Raw genomic sequence first — 15491 nt, forward strand, 5'->3', positions numbered from 1 at the left:
TCAAACATCATGCAAACAAGAATCAATCTCCAGCAGCTGGAACCTGATGCCTACAAAGCGATGTACGGGCTCGAAAAGTATTTATCAAAGGCGGGTCTGGACAGCGGCATCAAACATCTCGTCAAGATCCGGGCTTCACAAATCAACGGATGTGCGTTTTGTATTGATATGCATACCCGGGAAGCGAGGGCAACCGGTGAAACGGAACAGCGGATCTATTTATTGAACGCATGGCGGGAAACCGATCTTTTTACCCCGAAAGAAAAGGCGTTGCTGGCTTTAACAGAATCGGTGACGCATATCAGCAATCATGTTTCCGATGATGTTTTTGCAACAGCCGCTTCATTTTGCGAACCTAATGAACTGGCACAGTGGATCATGGCCATCATTTCGATCAACAGCTGGAACCGTATTGCTATTTCCACCAGGCTCCCGGTTCCCGGCGAGTAATAATCAACAAAAGCGTACATTCAGGAAGGAATTGCCATTATGGAATCCGCTGCAGCATTAACGAGATTGTTGGAGTCTGCCATTGCAGCCATCGGCAATGGCGATATAACCACGTTGCAAACGCTCCTTTCCAGCCATCCGGAACTCCTGGAGAAACGGAATATCACACCACGCGAAGGATATTTTGCTTATCCCTACCTGTTATGGTATATTGCCGACAACCCCATCCGGAACAATGGCTTGCCGGAGAACATCCTTCAGATCACTGCATTGCTGATCAAAGCGCTGACCGTCGCAAAAGTTGCCAGCAGGCAGGAACAGCTCGACTATGCACTGGGCCTGGTGGCAACTGGTCGGATCCCGAAAACAGCCAATGTTCAACTTGCGATGATCGACCTGCTGATTGAAGCCGGTGCCCATCCCGGCACCGGGATCGGCGCGCTCCTGAACGGTAATCCTGAAGCGGCAACCCATCTTTTGAATCATGGCGGCAAACTGACATTGGCAACATCGCTTTGCCTGGAAAGGCCGGACGATGCTGCGAAGCTTTGGAATGAAGCAACCGAAACTGATAAACAATTCGCACTTGCCGCCGCCTCCTATTGCGGCAAAGCTGATGCGATCCGGTTTCTGATCAGCCATGGCGTGGGGGTAAATGGCTTTAATCCCGAGTCAGCACATCCACACAGTACGCCGCTGCACCAGGCGGTGGCATCGGGATCGCGCGAATCCGTATCGTTGCTATTACAAGCGGGGGCGGATACACAGGTGAGGGACCGCATTTATGACGGCAAGCCGGTCGACTGGGCCATCCACCTGGCTCATAACGCGCAATCATCCGCAGAAAAACTTAACTACCAGAACATCGCCCAGTTACTTGGCGAATCAGTTTAGCCTTGCTGTTACCGTGGTGTGCTGTGCGCCGCACGCGCCGAAGGGTTCGCCGGTCTTGGGACTGGCTTTGGTGCAGGTTTGGGCGCCGGCCTGGTTGCCGGTTTGGGTGAAGGATTGACGGGTTTGGGCGAAGGATTAACGGGTTTTGGTGTCGGTCTCGGATTGGTCGGTTTTGGATTGACCGGCTTTGGATTTGTAGGCTTAGGATTAACCGGCCTGGTCACCGGATTCGTTGGCCCCGGATTTACCGGACGGGGGTTGGTGGGCTTCGTTACTGGCCGTGTGGGAGTGACTGGCCGTGTTACGCCAGGGTTTGGCCGGACCGCAGGCTTGGGAGCCGGACGGTTCAGTCCCGGTTTCAATACCGGGCGGCTGGGATTAACTTTATTATAATGGGCCATGCCATCGCGACGCATTTCCGGACGGGAATAAGTCTGCTGGTAATAACCACCCATCCTCCTGTTATACACATAAGGCGAATACCTCCTGTTCCGGCGGTAATAGTAGTCATTCCAGTATGGATAACGGTGAAAAGGAACAGGCCGGTACCAGCCCCAGTAGTAATTGTAAAAATTATAATGGTAGCCGTAATAATAATCCCAGTACCAGGGGCGCCAGGGGCGCCACCAACCGGGATAATACCCCCAGTACCACGGCGACCGCCAAACCACATAAGAAGGAACAAAGATATATTCGACAATCGGCCAGGTCCTTATCTCAACAGTGGAAAAATGGTTTACCACGATCTCCTTATCATCGAGCTTTCTGACTTTGGCATCTCCCAGGCTACCGGTATAACCGGGATTGGGAGTCGACCCGACCGCTGTCGTATTCGGTTCTATGATGTAATTCTTTCCATATAACTCTTCGTCACCGGTAAGCTGAATATTTACATTGCCGTCCCTGTCCTTATCTACAGTAAACACTGCCACATCCTGGTTCTCGGATTCATTCACCGCAACCTGCAGCACGATGTTATGTACACCATCCTGCACCTCATCGTTCACTTTGATATAGTCGATCTTGTCATCTCCGTCGAGGTCCAGGTTGTTCACCTGGGAATTTTCCTCATTCAGCTTTTTCTCAAATTCCTCCAGGGTCGGCGACTCCTGGAACAAACGCATCACCGCATAAAGATTCAGATTGTCTCCGGGGAGACCAAGCTTTTCCTGGTCGCCGGACTGCGCATAACAGGGAATGGTAGTCCATACCAACAGCAGCAGCACCAGGTTTTTTGATCGGGACATACACATAAAATATATCTGCAATGTAACCCTGATCATTCAAAGCCGGTATTTTTGCCAAATGAAAAAATTCGGGTGGTTAAAGCTTTTGCTGCTGCTTTATGGGGTGATCGGGATCGCAATTTATTACGGGCAGGATTACTTTCTGTTTCATCCCGAACCGATGGCCCGGAAACAGACCTATAAGTTTGACCAGCGTCACAGGGAGGTCAATATCGCGGTTTCCAAAGAAGCCAATCTGAACCTGATCCAGTTTATGCCAGACAGCAACGGCAGTAACCCCAAAGGCGTTGTACTGTATTTTCATGGCAACCGCAAGAATATCGGTTGGTATGCACGCCACACCACTGCGTTTACCCGGAATGGTTATGAAGTGTGGATGCCGGACTACCCCGGGTTTGGTAAATCAACCGGAAAATTTACAGAGCAGGTATTGTATGAATATGCTGCCGTTACCTATCAGCTCGCCCGAAGCAGGTTCAATGCAGACAGTATCATTATTTACGGCAAAAGCATGGGTACCGGTATTGCGGCCGAACTGGCATCGCGTAAAAACTGCAAGGCACTTGTTCTCGAAACGCCCTATTACAGCATTCCGTCCCTGTTTAGTCATTACCTCCCGGTTTATCCCATTTCCCGGATGATTCATTACCAGCTGCCCACCTACGAATACCTTCCAAGGGTAATAGCTCCCGTCACCATCTTCCAGGGCACAGATGATGGCGTTGTTCCCTACTCCAATGCCAAAAAACTTCAACCGCTCCTGAAGTCAAAAGACACTTTCATCACCATCAACGGCGGGAGTCATAATGACCTCGCCAATTTTCCGGCATTCCGTGAGGGACTTGAAGCAATTTTACTGAAACCCTGACCCTTCCCTAATCCCCGACTGGCACCAGGTGTTTTGCCTTATTCTTCAGGATCTTCGCCGGCAGATTTTCGAGAATGCTTGCCTTAAGGGCAAGCAACATCTTTTGTTTGACAAATGTTTTCGGTGTAATCAGGCTGACCTCGCGCATTGGTGCGGGAGCTTTGAAATGACGCAGGAGTTTTGACTGAGCATCCGTGAGGTCATAGGTAGCCAGTTCAGGAAGGATGGTAATGCCCCGGTTTGTTTCCACCATTTTTTTGAGGGTTTCGAGACTTCCTGCTTCGTATTCAAAAAGCAACAGGTCTTTGTGTGCCTGCTGCAGTTCACAGAGATTCAGCATCTGTGACCGGAAGCAATGCCCCTCTTCAAGTAGCCACAGCTCCCGGATGTCAATATCGTTGGCAAGCACATAACTCTTTTTAAAAGCAGCGTTTTTCCTGGATACATACGCCACCATCTCTTCATAAAAAAGCGGATGTTCCCGGATACCGGCATGCTGTAACGGCGTTACGACGAGTCCCATGTCCAGCTGGCCTTTCTGGATCGCATCCAGCAGCGCGTCAGTAGTCATCTCCTTTACCTTCAGCTGCACATCCGGAAACTGGTCCAGGAAATGTGGAAGAAATAACGGCAGAAGGTATGGCGCAAGTGTTGGAATGATGCCCAGTTTGAGTTCACCATGGATCAGTCCCTGCTTTTCACGAATCACGTCTTCCAGTTCCGTCACTTCTCTCCTGACGCGGCGGGCATGCTGAATGACCACCTCTCCGATCGCCGTAGGCACTACGGGTTGCCGGCTCCGGTCAAAGATTTTGATGCCGAGTTCTTCTTCCAGTTTCTGGATCTGCATGCTCAGGGTTGGCTGTGTCACAAAACAATGGGCGGCTGCGGTAGCAAAATGCCGGTAGGCATCTACGGCCAGCACATATTCCAGTTGCACCAGTGTCATTGATAGTTTTTGTCTATTAAATCGCAAAATTAATCAATTCCACCAATGAGACACCCCGGTATTATTGTTCCGTGAGCCGAACGGATTTCGCGCTGACAGAAAGCGTATACGTAACGCCGGTCTTCAGGGCATAATTCTCACGGGTATGACTAACCGGGAATCCGAAGCATACAGGAAAATCGCTACCCTTCAGGTGATGCTGCAACAACTGATCAACAGTAGCGCCAAACGGCCGGTCTGTGTCTTTAAGATCGGTGAAGCCGCCCAGTACCAGTCCGCCAATACCCTCGAGCACACCAGAGCGCCTGAGCTGAACCATCATCCTGTCGATCGCATAGAGGTATTCACCAAGGTCCTCCAGAAAAAGAATCCTTCCCCTGGTTTTCGGCATCGATGGCGTTCCGATCATATGCGCCAGCAGGCTCAGGTTGCCGCCCGCAAGCGGTGCAGTGACTTTACCCGGTATATTGAACGGATGCGGCGCTGTCGTGTACCGCCCTTTCTTTCCCGCCAGTGCGGCCTTCAGCGACTGCACCCAGACGTTCGCAAATTCTCCATTGGCAAAAGCGCCGGCCATCGGTGCATGCATTGCTGCAATACTGTATCGGCGACCGATATGAGCCAGTAATACGGTGATATCACTGAACCCGATCACCCATTTGGGATGTTTCCTGAATTTTTTGAAGCTGAGCCGGTCAATAATGCGGCTGGTGCCGTAGCCGCCCCGTCCGCAAAGAATTGCGGCGATGCCCGGATCATCAAGCATTTCCTGGAGGTCTGCCAGCCTTTCTTCATCAGTTCCTGAAAAATAACTGGTGGAAGTACTGAACATAGTCTTCCCGGTAACGGGCACAAAACCCCAGGCAGTCAGTTGTTCCAGGCAGGACTGGAATCGTTCTGGCGAAAGAAAACCGGCCGGACAAACAAGGCCGATCCTGTCGCCTTTTTTCAGGTATGGTGGAATGGTCAAGGAAATGATTTTCAGGCAAAATAAAGAACTGCCAAAAATATTCCGGGATAAACCGAAGGAAAAACAACCGAAGTCCGTCCAATTAGGCAGACAAGTTATGAATATGAAGAATTTTACGCTTTTACTGATCGGAGCTTTCGCTTATTTCTTTGGCCATGCGCAGGGTGGCCTCAGGGGCCGGGTCACGGACTCCAGCTCAAAGGCACCGCTGAATGGTGCAACCCTGGAATTGAAGAACAGCAATCTTACCCGCAATACCATTTCCTCCAAAACCGGGGAAATTGTACTCAACAATATCCCTGACGGTTCCTATAAAATATCCATCACTTTCGTGGGTTTCGAAACATTTGAAAAAGTAGTGACCGTTGCCGGGAAAACAGTAGACATTGGCAATATCGCGATGAAGCGGGGTGAACGCCTTGAAGAAGTGGTGGTGAAGGCAGTAACACCTCCTGCCCAGCAAAAAGGAGACACTGTTCAGTTCAACGCAAGCCAGTTCAAGGTGAATCCGGATGCCAACGTAGAAGACCTCGTTAAAAAAATGCCGGGAATCCAGGTAGATGGCGGACAGGTAAAAGCGCAGGGTGAACAGGTTAAAAAAGTGACGATCGACGGGCGTGAGTTCTTTGGTGACGATGCAACGGCAGCATTGCGTAATCTTCCCGCAGAGGTCGTAGACAAGATCCAGGTATTTGATCGCCTCAGTGATCAGGCACAGCTGACCGGTGTGGACGATGGCAATGGATACAAGGCAATCAATATTGTTACCCGTGAAGACCGCCGTAACGGGCAGTTCGGCCGCGTGTATGCCGGGTACGGTACAGACGATCGTTATCAGGCAGGCGGAGCAGTGAATTTTTTCAACAAGAACCGCCGCATTTCACTTGTCGGTCTTTTCAATAATATCAACCAGCAGAATTTTGCAGGCTCCGACATCCTGGGCCTTACCGGTACCGGAAGCGGCCGGGGCGGTGGTGGTGCCGGCCGGGGCAGTACCGACAATTTCCAGGTGAACAGCCGGCCGGGTATTACCACAACGAATGCACTCGGTGTCAATTACAGTGATCTCTGGGGTAAGAACTTTAATGTTACGGGGAGCTACTTCTTCAATAACGGGGTGAACGACAACAACACTATTTCCACCCGCCAGTTATTGTATGCCGGCGACTCCACCAACTATTACAGGGAAGTGGGAGAAAATCAAAACAAGAACACCAGCCAGCGCGTAAATATGCGGATGGAATACAAGATTGATTCGGCTAACACCTTACTCATTCTGCCGACCTTTAATTTCCAGAGCAATGACAACTACAGCAAGGTGACCGGCCTGATGAATGCCCAGAACGGATCACCGATGAGCAGCACAGACAATACTACCCGCACTACCGGTAATGGCTATAATTTCAATAACACATTTTTGTTCCGCCACAGCTTCGCAAAGAAAGGCAGAAGCTTTACAGCCGGACTGACCACGGGTCTGAACAACCGGCAATCCACCCAAAACGTGGCTTCAATATCCTCTTTTTACAAGGGGACGATTGAATACGACTCCGTTTTGCAACAACAACATGCAGAAACGAAAAACTATAACCTTTCCGCCAATCTCTCCTATACCGAGCCTATCGGCAAAAAAGGTATTCTTCAATTCAATTATAACCCCTCCTATTCCAGCAATGATGCGGATCAGAAGACCTGGCATTTCGATGCCGGTACCGGGAAATTCAGCCAGCTCGATTCCAGTCTTTCCAATGTATTCAACAACGAAGTGGTAACCCATCGTGGCGGAATCACCTACCGTTTCGGCGATCGTGACAAGAACTTCAACATAGGACTTGACGGACAAAGCACTACCCTTGATAACGTGCAGACCTATCCGCAACAGGGCACGCTGAAAAAGAATTTCAGCAACCTGTTGCCTAATGCCATGTTGCGGCTGAAGCTAAGCGACAAGAGCAATATCCGGATCTTCTACCGGTCAAGTACCAGCAACCCTTCCGTGAACCAGTTGCAGAACGTGATCAACAACAGCAATACTCTTTTTCTAACTACCGGCAATCCCAATCTTGATCAGAGCGTAAGCAATCGTCTCGGTGGCCGATACACCTATACCAACAGCCGGAAAGGAAACAGCTTCTTCATCAACTTCTTTGCAACGCAAACTGATGGTTTCATTACAAATGCTACGTACAGGGCTTCCCAGGACTCCGTGCTGACCCCAACCGTTACCCTCTACAAGGGTTCGCAGCTGTCGAAGCCGATCAACCTGAACGGTTACTGGAATACAAATACCCTGTTTACCTATTCTTTCCCATACAAGGCATTGAAGACCAATCTGACCTTCAATGCAGGAATGTCTTATATCCGTACACCGGGTATGATCAACAACCTCATCAACCAGTCCAATAGCTATACCTATTCAGGAGGCATTGTGGCAGCCAGCAACATCAGCGAGTATGTGGACTTCAACCTGAATTATTCCGCCAGCTACAACAACGTGACAAACAAAATTCAGCCGACACTCAACAACCACTACTTCTCGCAAGTAGCTGGACTGGGTTTTACGTTGCTGACAAAAAATGGCTGGTTCCTGCAAAATGATCTCAACAACCAGTTGTACCGCGGATTGAGCGCTGCCTATAACCAGAACTTCTGGCTGTGGAATATTGCTGCCGGAAAAAAATTCCTGAAGGATCAGAAAGGCGAATTGCGGCTCTCTGTATTTGACCTGCTGAAACAGAACAGGGCGATCAGCCGTACTGTTACGGCAGACTATATAGAAGATCTGCAGACACAGGTATTGACGCAATATTTTATGTTGACCTTTTCCTATAAGATCAAGAATTTCGGTAAAGCGCCAGAACGTAAAAGGGCGGAGGGAATGCCGGAGCCTGGTATGCCAGGCGGCTACCCTGGAGGCGGTGGTGGCAGGCCGGAGGGTGGCGGAAGGCCATGGAACTAAGCAGCCTTCAGCGTACATTCGCTTCAACCACCTTTATAACCAGCAAGTGTGAACGAAGCCGAATTCATTGAGCGCCTGCAGCAGGGAGACGAAACCGCATTCCGTATGCTAGTGGAGGAATGGAAAGACAGGGTCTATAATATTGCACTTGGCCTGGTTCACCGGGAGGATGAAGCAGCAGATATTACCCAGGATGTTTTTGTGTCCATCTTCAGGAGGATCGGAAAATTCAGGGCTGACGCTGAGCTTGGCACATGGATCTACCGCATCACGGTAAACCGGAGCCTGGACCTGATCCGACAACGAAAAAGAAGAGAATGGCTCGGACAATGGATAGATTTTTTTCATCCGGGTGTTCAGCTCGAGAAGAAACAGGATGCTGCATTGTTGTTTGCAGCCATCAAAAAGTTACCCGAACAACAACAGGCCGCTTACCAGTTGCAGCAGCTGGAAGGCCTGCGGCAGGCAGATATCGCAGCGATACTGGAGATTTCGGAAGGCGCAGTAGAAAGCCTGCTTTCCCGTGCCAGGGCGAATCTCAGGAAAACATTAAAAGCACACTTTGATGAAAAAGGAAAATAACGAAAGGCATTTGCCCGATGATGACAGGATCGACAGAATACTGGAAAGTTTCGACGGAATCCGTCGTGCTGAAGCACCAGCGCATATTTATACCCGGATCATGGGGAAACTTACTGCAGCAGAACCTGTCTGGTTATCGGTAGCACGTTTCATTTCGCGCCCCTGGGTGGCCGTGGGCATGAGCCTGCTGGTGCTGCTCATCAATGGCTGGTTTATCATTAGTTCCAATAGTCAACACACAGATGAAAACTCCGATCAGCTGACTGCCGTAGCCCAGGAATACCACCTGGAGCCGGCAGGTCAGTTTGATCAAAACAACAATTGATTATGAACCGTATCAACAACAAGACCCTGCTCATCATAATTGGCGTGTTGCTGCTGAGTAACCTTGCCTTGTTGGCTGTTTATTTCAAACCGGCACAACCGCCCAAGCAAAGGAATCCATCCGATTTCATGATCAGGGAGTTACAGCTGGATGAGGCGCAGGCGGCCTGGTTCCGGGTAGCGCTGGACTCGCTGCACCAACGCAACAAGCCCCTGTATGACGGAATGCGTTCAGAAAAGGAAAAACTGTTCGGCTACCTGAAAGCAGATAGTGTTCCCGACTCCCTTGTAAAGGCTGCCATTCAACGCGTAAACACCTTTGACGACAGCATATTACTGAACAACTACGGGCACTTCGCCCGGCTTCGCAAACAGATCAATCCTGACCAGCAGATAAAACTCGATACCGTCCTCCTGAAAATAGCGAGGCGAAGAAAATGATTTTAATTTCCGTTGGCCGAAGTAAGCACCAGCGGTCCTTCTTCACGCACCAGGATTGTATGTTCGTGTTGAGCTGTAAAAGATCCATCGCCTGTTATCAGCGTCCATCCATCCCCTGACTCACGTGCTTTTGTCGCACCGGTTGAAATAAAAGTTTCTACAGCCACCACCATATTTTTACGGAACCGGTCCCGGTTGAAAGGATCAAAATAATTCGGAATGAATTTGGGGTGTTCGTGAAGGTTCCTGCCGATACCATGCCCGGTCAGATTGCGGATTACTGTCAGTCCCTGTGCCCTGGCTTTGCGTTCAACACTGCGCCCCCATTCCGCTACGCGCATACCGGGTCGAATGGCACGGATCGTTTCCTGCAGGATCAATCTGGAAGCTTCCACCAAAGCCTGGTGGCCATGCCTGTCTTCACCCAATACAAACGAACCTCCGTTGTCTGCCCAGTAGCCATTCTTCTCTGCAGACACATCGATGTTGACCAGATCACCCTCCTGCAATATTTTATGTGATGCGGGAATGCCATGAGCAATTTCGTGGTTCACGCTGATGCAGGTGAATCCCGGAAAGCCATAAGTAATTTTCGGTGCAGGCCGGGCGCCAAAACTGCTCAGCAATTTGCCACCATAGGCATCCAGGGTTGCGCAATCCATTCCGGGCCGGGCATAGTCGCGCATGAGCCGGAGTGTTTCGGCGACAGCTTCACTAACCGCCATTAATTGTTGCAAATCGTGCGTGGATTGAATCGACATGTCACAAAGTTACGCCTCAGGCGCCTCTTCGGTTGACTTTCTCCTCCCACTGAAGAATTTCCAGGCAGCGGAACCAAGACCGGCGACTCCCACGGCTATCAACTTCCAGAATTTCAGCAACAGGGCAAAGAAGCCTACTTTGGCCAGAACCTTTCCGGCAACAAGGCCTCCAACCGTCCATGCGGCAACTTCGTCTACACCGGGAGAGTAATCTGAATACCGGCTCCCTTCGCGGAAAGCAACACTATTGATCACTGTTGCCACATGTTGCTTCACTTCCGGAAGAGCGTCCATGGGAGCCACTGCATTCAGGAGGAAAATCCCCTTTCTGCCCAGCACACGGAGGTTGTAATTAAGTGTATGTGAGGAGTCGGATCCAAACTTCAATTCCTTTGCCCAGTGGAGTGTCTTTTGTTTTCCGTCATAATAGGGAGTAGCTGCCCACTGAACGAATTCCACCGGTTCATACCCCTGCTCTACCCTTATTTTATTGGATTCTTTGGCATCTTTCTGCTGCTCTTTCAGTAAATCATCATAATCGATTTCTGCTGCGTCATCATCCTTTACGTATCCCATCGGATCATAGCTGATGGTAAACGCCCAGCTGGATGGCGCCAGAACCCCTATATTTTCGGGAATCAACATGCCCAGTACGCTTGTATCTTCCGGGTTTCCCCATAGTTTGCTCAGTACAAACTGGGCCTGTTTGGGATCGAGATATTTGAATCCGGAAGGAACGGAAAGGTCTGCTTCACCCTGCGGCAGGGATATTTTACCAGTCTGATAGGTGAACGAATTTTCCAGGGAATCCAGCTGCCTGGCCACGTCGAGTGTATCCTGGGCAAAACCGGAAAGAACAGTAAAGACAAGGCAGAAAATGGCGGTTACTAGGTTTTTATGCTGCATAAGTTAAGGTTGGCACCTAAAATAAGGTGTCAATCTGAAATATGCAAGCCGCCGGGATCAATGGCTGCTGCGGAGCATCCTGGCAGGCAGGAGGAAGATGCCTTTTATGAGCCCCAGCACGCCGTCTACCGCAAATCCCAGAATACGGAAGGGTATCAGCAATACCCAGACGATCGGGTAGAGGATCAGCGCCAGCAAGGCTATCGGCCAGCAAACGATGAAAAGTATTATCCAGAGCAGAAAAGTAATCATGGCAGAAAATTAAGTATTCTGGTATTCCGACAGGTACACGCCATCATAATTAACTTTTAATTGAATATTGACGCCGCATTTCAGCGCATAATTATTCCGTTGATGGCCTACCGGAAAATCGAAACAAACAGGATAACTGCAATCACTGATCTTTTCTTTCACGATCTGGTACAGGTTGCGGTTGAATTCCTCTGCAGGGTCCTCGGATGGTTTCACTTTAAAACCGCCTACAATCAACGCCGCCAGGTCGTTTAGTTTGCCACTCCGCTTAAGGTTCCAGAACATGCGATCGATACTGTAAAGGTATTCACCGGTATCTTCTACAAAAAGGATCTTGCCATGCGTACGGATGTCAGATAAAGAGCCGGCAAGGCTCTCGATCGTTTTGCAGTTGCCGCCGATCAGCTCGCCGGTTGCCACCCCCAGTTGATTCTCAGGATTGGCAGGGAGCGAAAATCGCATCGGTTTTCCCATCAGGGCATCACGGATGGACAAAATGGTTTCCTGCTGCAATGGCTCAGCAGTGATCCAATTGTCGGGAAAGCTGTTGCACATCTTGGAATGGATGGAGGCTACCCTTACCACCCGGTTGAGGTGTGCATGCAAAACCGTTACATCGCTGAAACCGATCAGCCATTTGGGATGCTTGCGGAACCGGGAAAAATCCAACTGATCGATCAGGCGTACCAAACCATATCCCCCGCGTGCACACATAACTGCCTGAACGGTGGGATCATCCAGCAATTGCTGGAAATCAGCCAGCCTTTCCTGGTCGGTACCGCCAAAAGTTCCATCCCTTTTGCCGATTGTGTTGCCGGGCTTTACCCTGAGTCCCCAGCTTTCCATCTGGATCTTCGCAGGCATAATTTCTTCCATGGTGATATATCCGGCTGGCGAGGTCACGGCAATCGTATCGCCCGGACGCAGGTAGGCGGGTACCCGGATGGTATCGGTACCATCAGCATCACCGGTGACGACGCCACCGGGTGGCAATAAGAATGTTGGGAGTGCAAGGGCATTCAGCCGCAGAAATTCCTTTCTAAGCATGGTTTCAAAACTAGGGCTTGATCCTGATATTAAACCGGCCACCTTCAATTGGTATCATTTCACCGTTAAGCATTTTTGCTTTTCCCCCGAGGCGGCCCTGGGCTTTACCGGTATTCCTTTCATAGACGTCGATGATCAGCCAAAAATCATTTTCGGGTAGCGATTCAAAAACATGTGTATTGCCAATATTGTCATAATATATGGCGGATGACCAGGTGGCCTGTATGGTTGTTCCATCGGATTTCAGGGGTGTTTCCGTAAAATAGGCATTGATGATCAGTCCGGAATCCCTGGTGCAGCCAGTCGGGCCAAAAAAAGTCATGGCTTCCCTGTCGTTGCTGATTACTGTACCCCTTATTTTACCGCTCACGTACCCGCCGCCCATACGAAATGACCATGAAGAGTCCGGCAGGTAATTGTCGGACGGAAAAATGGAACAGGCACCCAGAGGGGGTGAAACAGCAGGAAGGGTGTCTTCGGTCGGAAGCGTATCCACAGGCGGGACAACCGGAGGTACAATCTGCTGCCCTTCGATGCTGTACTCCTTGATACAACCCGAAAAAACCAATAAGGCCAAAGCAATACAGAGCGCCCGCATAGCTGTCACTTGTCTTAAAGGTACGTCAGAAAGGGCCTATCTTTGCGCCCATGCAAAACCCCAAAAGATACCTGGTAACGGCAGCACTTCCTTACGCCAATGGCCTGAAGCATATCGGCCACCTGGCGGGGGCATACCTGCCTGCCGACATATATGTTCGATTCCTCAGGGCAAAACAGAAAGATGTTGTTTTCGTTTGTGGCAGCGATGAACATGGTACTGCCATCCCCATACAGGCCATGAAAGAGAACACCACTCCACAGGCCATAATCGACAAATACCATGGGATCATCCGTCAGAATTTCGCCGATCTCAGTATTTCCTTCGACATCTATCACCGTACCAGCTCACCTCTTCACCACGAGACCTCCCGCGAGTTTTTTACCCGCCTGAATGACGCCGGTGAACTGGAAACCCGTGAAACAGAACAATATTTCGATGAGAAAGCCAATACTTTTCTGGCTGACCGCTATATCAAAGGAACCTGTCCGAACTGCGGCAACCCCAATGCTTATGGAGATCAGTGTGAAAAATGCGGAACATCCCTCAGCCCTGATGAGCTGATCAACCCCGTCAGCACGCTGAGCGGCGAAGCACCGGTGAAACGCAAAACAAAGCACTGGTACCTGCCACTTAACCGTCACGAGGATTTTCTGCGGAACTGGATCGTGGGCGAACACAATGACGACTGGAGAGCGAATGTTGTGGGGCAGTGCAAAAGCTGGCTGGATGGGGGCCTGCAACCAAGGGCAGTAACCAGGGATCTCGACTGGGGGATCAGGGTACCCGTTGAAGGCGCAGAAGGAAAAGTATTGTACGTGTGGTTTGATGCGCCTATCGGCTACATCAGCGCCACCAAGCAGTGGGCGATCGACAACCATCGCGACTGGGAACCCTACTGGAATGATAAAGACACGCAGCTCGTGCATTTCATTGGAAAGGACAATATCGTGTTCCATTGCATCATTTTTCCGGTAATGCTGAAACTTTATGGACACATCCTGCCGGACAATGTACCCAGTAATGAATTCCTGAACCTGGAAGGCGACAAAATGAGTACCAGCCGAAACTGGAAACTCGATATGCAGGATTATATCGATGACTTTGTGAACCAGCCGAATGGCGGCCCCGCACTGGTGGATGCCTTACGGTACTACCTGACACAGATCGCTCCTGAAACAAAGGACAGCGAATTCACCTGGAAAGGTTTCCAGGATGCAGTGAACAGCGAACTGACCGACATCTTCGGCAATTTCGTGAACCGTGCAATGGTGCTCATGCACAAACTGACATCAGGCAAAGTTCCACCCCTGCATACAGAAGCATTAACTGAAGCCGACAGGAACATGCTGGCCCAATTCGATAATTCAAGGGAAAAGATCGAGAAACTGTTGGTGGGTTACAAGTTCCGGGAAGCACAATATGAGGTGATCGACCTGGCGCGTATTGGTAACCGTTATCTGCAAGGTAAAGAGCCCTGGAAGCAGGTGAAAAATGTGGATGCAACCGGCAAAGTTTTGCCGGAAGCGCAGCAGTCTATTGACAACTGCCTCCACATCTGCCTGCAAACCTGTGCCAATCTTGCCATTTTCATCAATCCTTTTCTTCCGAACACGGCGCGAAAAATGCTGCATATGCTGAAAGTGGTGGACAAGATGCTAGAGTGGGAAAATGCAGGCAAAACCAAACTGCTCAGTGTAGGTTACAGCCTGAGGGCACCTGAGTTGCTTTTCCGCAAAATTGAAGACACGGAGATTCAGGCACAGGTGGAAAAACTGAAATCCAACAGTATTGCAGCTGCAGGTGAAACCGTTGCAACAGGAAGTGATACCGCTCCGCCGGCGAATAGCACCGAACCGGTTTCTGATCCGGTAAAGGAAATCATTCAATTTGAGGATTTCGCCAAAATCGATCTGCGGACCGGCAGGATCCTGGAGGCAGAAAAAGTGGAAAAAGCTGACAAACTATTGAAGCTGACGATAGATCTCGGATTTGAGACCCGTACAATTGTCAGTGGTATTGCAAAGGATTTTCAGCCACAGGATATTATTGGCAAACAGGTGGTGGTGGTCGTGAACCTTGCTCCGCGCAAAATGCGCGGCATTGAAAGCAATGGCATGATCCTGATGGCCCAGGACGAGCAGGGCAAACTGCATTTCGTGCAGCCTGAGAACACTATTAATGCCGGTGCAGGTGTAAGCTGATGTTAAACATGACTTCGCATAAGGGAGGATGTTGCATAA

General features: G+C 50.1%; 16 protein-coding genes. 8 read left to right on the forward strand and 8 right to left on the reverse strand.

Annotation, left to right across the window (positions count from 1 at the left end; genetic code table 11):
- The first annotated feature begins 9 nt into the window (after positions 1 to 9).
- Positions 10 to 450: a carboxymuconolactone decarboxylase family protein gene (locus FPE01S_RS20300; protein WP_046371270.1), complete on the forward strand. Its 441-nt coding sequence runs from the start codon at positions 10 to 12 to the stop codon at positions 448 to 450.
- 39 nt (positions 451 to 489) lie between these two features.
- Positions 490 to 1344 (forward strand): ankyrin repeat domain-containing protein, encoded by an 855-nt coding sequence (locus tag FPE01S_RS20305; protein WP_046370921.1) that lies wholly within the window; start codon positions 490 to 492, stop codon positions 1342 to 1344.
- Positions 1345 to 1352: 8 nt separating this feature from the next.
- Here the strand turns inward: FPE01S_RS20305 and FPE01S_RS20310 are convergent, their stop codons facing one another.
- Complete coding sequence (locus tag FPE01S_RS20310; RefSeq protein WP_046370922.1) at positions 1353 to 2591, reverse strand: hypothetical protein; 1239 nt, start codon at positions 2589 to 2591, stop codon at positions 1353 to 1355.
- A 58-nt stretch (positions 2592 to 2649) separates the two neighbouring features.
- Here FPE01S_RS20310 and FPE01S_RS20315 point away from each other — a divergent pair, with 58 nt between their 5' ends.
- The gene (locus FPE01S_RS20315) at positions 2650 to 3459 is read left to right on the forward strand and encodes an alpha/beta hydrolase (RefSeq protein WP_046370923.1); all 810 of its coding nucleotides are present in this window, start codon (positions 2650 to 2652) and stop codon (positions 3457 to 3459) included.
- A gap of 7 nt (positions 3460 to 3466) precedes the next feature.
- Here the strand turns inward: FPE01S_RS20315 and FPE01S_RS20320 are convergent, their stop codons facing one another.
- Together FPE01S_RS20320 and FPE01S_RS20325 are read right to left on the reverse strand one after the other, a co-directional pair.
- A complete protein-coding gene (locus FPE01S_RS20320; RefSeq protein ID WP_046370924.1) occupies positions 3467 to 4408 on the reverse strand; it encodes a hydrogen peroxide-inducible genes activator in 942 nt (313 codons plus the stop codon).
- A 61-nt stretch (positions 4409 to 4469) separates the two neighbouring features.
- Entirely contained in the window at positions 4470 to 5378 is a 909-nt protein-coding gene (locus FPE01S_RS20325; RefSeq protein ID WP_245624033.1) for a S66 peptidase family protein, read from the reverse strand.
- Between the two features lie 103 nt (positions 5379 to 5481).
- On the opposite strand from FPE01S_RS20325, the gene FPE01S_RS20330 reads away from it, so the two are divergent.
- From FPE01S_RS20330 to FPE01S_RS20345, 4 genes are read left to right on the forward strand one after another with little or no spacing between them, the layout of a single operon-like run.
- The gene (locus FPE01S_RS20330; RefSeq protein ID WP_046371271.1) at positions 5482 to 8337 is read left to right on the forward strand and encodes a TonB-dependent receptor; all 2856 of its coding nucleotides are present in this window, start codon (positions 5482 to 5484) and stop codon (positions 8335 to 8337) included.
- 48 nt (positions 8338 to 8385) lie between these two features.
- On the forward strand, positions 8386 to 8919 hold the full coding sequence (locus FPE01S_RS20335; RefSeq protein WP_046370926.1) for an RNA polymerase sigma factor: 534 nt from the start codon (positions 8386 to 8388) through the stop codon (positions 8917 to 8919).
- Positions 8903 to 9244, forward strand: coding sequence for a hypothetical protein (locus FPE01S_RS20340; protein ID WP_046370927.1), 342 nt, complete (start codon positions 8903 to 8905; stop codon positions 9242 to 9244). Before FPE01S_RS20335 ends, FPE01S_RS20340 begins: the two co-directional genes overlap by 17 nt.
- A gap of 2 nt (positions 9245 to 9246) precedes the next feature.
- Positions 9247 to 9684 (forward strand): hypothetical protein, encoded by a 438-nt coding sequence (locus FPE01S_RS20345; protein WP_046370928.1) that lies wholly within the window; start codon positions 9247 to 9249, stop codon positions 9682 to 9684.
- Between the two features lie 2 nt (positions 9685 to 9686).
- Here the strand turns inward: FPE01S_RS20345 and map are convergent, their stop codons facing one another.
- From map to FPE01S_RS20370, 5 genes are read right to left on the reverse strand one after another with little or no spacing between them, the layout of a single operon-like run.
- On the reverse strand, positions 9687 to 10445 hold the full coding sequence (gene map / locus FPE01S_RS20350; protein ID WP_046370929.1) for a type I methionyl aminopeptidase: 759 nt from the start codon (positions 10443 to 10445) through the stop codon (positions 9687 to 9689).
- A gap of 9 nt (positions 10446 to 10454) precedes the next feature.
- Positions 10455 to 11351 (reverse strand): DUF2167 domain-containing protein, encoded by an 897-nt coding sequence (locus tag FPE01S_RS20355; RefSeq protein ID WP_046370930.1) that lies wholly within the window; start codon positions 11349 to 11351, stop codon positions 10455 to 10457.
- 57 nt (positions 11352 to 11408) lie between these two features.
- On the reverse strand, positions 11409 to 11603 hold the full coding sequence (locus FPE01S_RS20360) for a hypothetical protein (RefSeq protein WP_046370931.1): 195 nt from the start codon (positions 11601 to 11603) through the stop codon (positions 11409 to 11411).
- 9 nt (positions 11604 to 11612) lie between these two features.
- The gene (locus FPE01S_RS20365) at positions 11613 to 12650 is read right to left on the reverse strand and encodes a S66 peptidase family protein (protein ID WP_046370932.1); all 1038 of its coding nucleotides are present in this window, start codon (positions 12648 to 12650) and stop codon (positions 11613 to 11615) included.
- 10 nt (positions 12651 to 12660) lie between these two features.
- Complete coding sequence (locus tag FPE01S_RS20370) at positions 12661 to 13248, reverse strand: hypothetical protein (protein WP_046370933.1); 588 nt, start codon at positions 13246 to 13248, stop codon at positions 12661 to 12663.
- A 50-nt stretch (positions 13249 to 13298) separates the two neighbouring features.
- Here FPE01S_RS20370 and metG point away from each other — a divergent pair, with 50 nt between their 5' ends.
- Positions 13299 to 15452: a methionine--tRNA ligase gene (metG, locus tag FPE01S_RS20375; RefSeq protein ID WP_046370934.1), complete on the forward strand. Its 2154-nt coding sequence runs from the start codon at positions 13299 to 13301 to the stop codon at positions 15450 to 15452.
- Positions 15453 to 15491 lie beyond the last annotated feature (39 nt).

This window comes from Flavihumibacter petaseus NBRC 106054, assembly GCF_000974785.1.
Classification (GTDB): Bacteria; Bacteroidota; Bacteroidia; order Chitinophagales; family Chitinophagaceae; genus Flavihumibacter; species Flavihumibacter petaseus.

What these genes read in the sequence shown, in the direction of transcription:
- FPE01S_RS20300 (WP_046371270.1), top strand. Translation starts at nt 10, where the DNA reads ATGCAAACAAGAATCAATCTCCAGCAGCTGGAACCTGATGCCTACAAA.
- FPE01S_RS20305 (WP_046370921.1), top strand. Translation starts at nt 490, where the DNA reads ATGGAATCCGCTGCAGCATTAACGAGATTGTTGGAGTCTGCCATTGCA.
- FPE01S_RS20310 (WP_046370922.1), bottom strand. Translation starts at nt 2,591, where the DNA reads ATGTCCCGATCAAAAAACCTGGTGCTGCTGCTGTTGGTATGGACTACC.
- FPE01S_RS20315 (WP_046370923.1), top strand. Translation starts at nt 2,650, where the DNA reads ATGAAAAAATTCGGGTGGTTAAAGCTTTTGCTGCTGCTTTATGGGGTG.
- FPE01S_RS20320 (WP_046370924.1), bottom strand. Translation starts at nt 4,408, where the DNA reads ATGACACTGGTGCAACTGGAATATGTGCTGGCCGTAGATGCCTACCGG.
- FPE01S_RS20330 (WP_046371271.1), top strand. Translation starts at nt 5,482, where the DNA reads ATGAAGAATTTTACGCTTTTACTGATCGGAGCTTTCGCTTATTTCTTT.
- FPE01S_RS20340 (WP_046370927.1), top strand. Translation starts at nt 8,903, where the DNA reads ATGAAAAAGGAAAATAACGAAAGGCATTTGCCCGATGATGACAGGATC.
- FPE01S_RS20345 (WP_046370928.1), top strand. Translation starts at nt 9,247, where the DNA reads ATGAACCGTATCAACAACAAGACCCTGCTCATCATAATTGGCGTGTTG.
- map (WP_046370929.1), bottom strand. Translation starts at nt 10,445, where the DNA reads ATGTCGATTCAATCCACGCACGATTTGCAACAATTAATGGCGGTTAGT.
- FPE01S_RS20355 (WP_046370930.1), bottom strand. Translation starts at nt 11,351, where the DNA reads ATGCAGCATAAAAACCTAGTAACCGCCATTTTCTGCCTTGTCTTTACT.
- FPE01S_RS20360 (WP_046370931.1), bottom strand. Translation starts at nt 11,603, where the DNA reads ATGATTACTTTTCTGCTCTGGATAATACTTTTCATCGTTTGCTGGCCG.
- FPE01S_RS20365 (WP_046370932.1), bottom strand. Translation starts at nt 12,650, where the DNA reads ATGCTTAGAAAGGAATTTCTGCGGCTGAATGCCCTTGCACTCCCAACA.
- FPE01S_RS20370 (WP_046370933.1), bottom strand. Translation starts at nt 13,248, where the DNA reads ATGCGGGCGCTCTGTATTGCTTTGGCCTTATTGGTTTTTTCGGGTTGT.
- metG (WP_046370934.1), top strand. Translation starts at nt 13,299, where the DNA reads ATGCAAAACCCCAAAAGATACCTGGTAACGGCAGCACTTCCTTACGCC.